A 2120-nucleotide genomic window follows, 5' to 3' on the forward strand; every position below is an offset into this window, starting at 1 on the left:
CGACTGACCGTCGCGGCCGAAGCGGCCCGCGCTCGGACGCCGTTACCGGATCGAGACGGACCGGGTCGTCAGGATCGTCCCTGGCGCGACACCTCCAGGATGAGGGCACCTCCCGGTGCCCCACACAGCATCCAGGGGGGATCCCATGAAGCAGTCCTGCACCGCCAGAGTCCGACGCGGCGCCGCCATCGGCGCAGCCGTCGCCGTGGTCACCGCATCGTCCGCGTTCGGCATCGGTGCCGCGAGCGCGATGGCCGACGAGGCTCCGACACCGGTCACGCCCGCCACCGCCGTCACTACCGGCGCGTCCGACGGCTCGGGAGGCGCGGCGAGCGACCCGACGTCGGCCACCGCCGACGAGACGGGGACGACTCCCCCGGTGGTCACCGGCGACCCCGCAGCCTCGCCGGAGCCGGCCCCGACGTCCGACCCGCCGACGGAGCCGACGGCCGGCTCGAGCGCCGACCCGACCGCGCCGCCCGAGCCGTCCGCGCCGACGAACGCTCCGGCGGCGAGCGCACCGTCGGCGAGTGCACCCGCGGCGAGCGCGTCGGCTGAGGAGCCGGAGCAGTCCGCCGCCGCAGCCCTCGCCTTCCCCGAGGGCACGAGTGCCGACGCCCCGCTCGTCCTCACGGCGACCGCTGGCGACACCGTGTCCAGGACGTTCACCGCGACGGGCGGGACGGGCACCGTGACGTACGAGCTCCGCGGCGAGGACGGCTCGTTCGACAACGACTTCACGCTCGACGGGAGCACCGGAGCGCTGACCGGCACCGCCCGGGCAGCCGCGAGGTACACCTTCCAGGTCGTCGCCACGAGCGGGTCCGAGACCGCCGTCGAGCACGTCGAACTCACGGTGCAGCCCGGCACCCCCGTCGGTGTGACCTTCTCGGTCGCGACCTCCGACTCCACCGGCCTGTGGCAGGTGGAGCCCGACGGCACTATCTGGGAGCAGGCGGCCGGACAGGGGCGCGTGCGCATCGTGCCCGAGGTGCCCGTGGCCGACGGGCAGACACTCACCCTCGCGGGACTCGCGGTCGACGCCTACGGGAACCGCGTGACCGGCAGCGACGAGGACGACGAGTACCCCCGGTCCACCGTCACGAGCACCGACGCGGGCGACCGTGCCGTGTGGGACCCGGCCGGCTCGAACGTGGTGACGTTCTCCGGCGCGGGCTCCCGCACGGTGACCGTCTCGGAGGGCGGCGTGTCCACGTCCTTCACGGTCGACGTCACCGACGAGCCGTTCGCCTTCGTCGACCCGTCCACCGCCGACGCTCCGATCGCCATCGCACCGACTGCGGGCGAGGAGTTCCAGCGGACGTTCGCGGTGAACGGCGCTCCGGACCCGGCCGGCGTCCGCTACGAGCTGCGCGGCGTCCTGGGCGAGCCCTTCGACGACACGTACGCCCGGAACGGGCTCGACCTCGCGATCGACCCGGAGACCGGCGTGCTGACCGGGACCGGGACCTCGGCGACGTCCTTCTGGTTCCAGGTCGTCGCGACGAGCGGCGGAGAGGAGGCCGTCGCCCACGTCGAGGTCACCGTGTCCCCCGCGGCGTTCGCGAAGCTCGTCGTCACGGTCCTGCCCTCCGACCGTGACCAGGGCTCGGAGACCTGGTCGGCCGACGGCGACACGATCACCCACTTCACCCCGGAGGACGGTTCGGACGTCGTCGACGCGGTCCCCGCACGGCAGGGGCAGCGCGTGCTCGTGCTCGCTGGGCCGGTCGACGCGTACGGGAACGCGATCACCGAGCGCGGCCCGCTGACCGTCACGAGCGACGTGGCCAGTGACCGGATCGTGTACGACCCGAGCACCGTCGGGACCTGGGTCACGTTCGAGCACGCGTCGCCGCACGTCGTGACCGTCGCCTACCAGGGCCGCACGCAGGACGTCCGGTTCGACGTGACCCCGAGCGCGGCGACCGCGGCGGCCACCGCGGAGACCGGTTCCGGGCACCTCGCGTACACGGGCGCGGACACCTCCGGCCCCCTGGCGTGGGCGCTCGGACTGCTCGCCGCCGGCGGCGGCCTGCTGGCCCACCGGCTGCGTCGCCGTCGCGCCTGAGACGCGACCACCGGTGGACGGGAGGCGCGGGGGGGGGGGGGGGGGGGGG

The 2120-nt window shown here is 74.7% G+C and carries 1 protein-coding gene; it reads left to right on the top strand.

What is annotated here, in order from left to right:
• Nucleotides 1–145 precede the first annotated feature (145 nt).
• The gene (locus Q7F20_RS18485; protein WP_305741516.1) at nucleotides 146–2071 is read left to right on the top strand and encodes a hypothetical protein; all 1926 of its coding nucleotides are present in this window, start codon (nucleotides 146–148) and stop codon (nucleotides 2069–2071) included.
• The last annotated feature ends 49 nt before the right edge of the window (nucleotides 2072–2120 follow it).

This window comes from Curtobacterium sp. A7_M15 (genome assembly GCF_030705415.1).
Lineage (GTDB): Bacteria > Actinomycetota > Actinomycetes > Actinomycetales > Microbacteriaceae > Curtobacterium.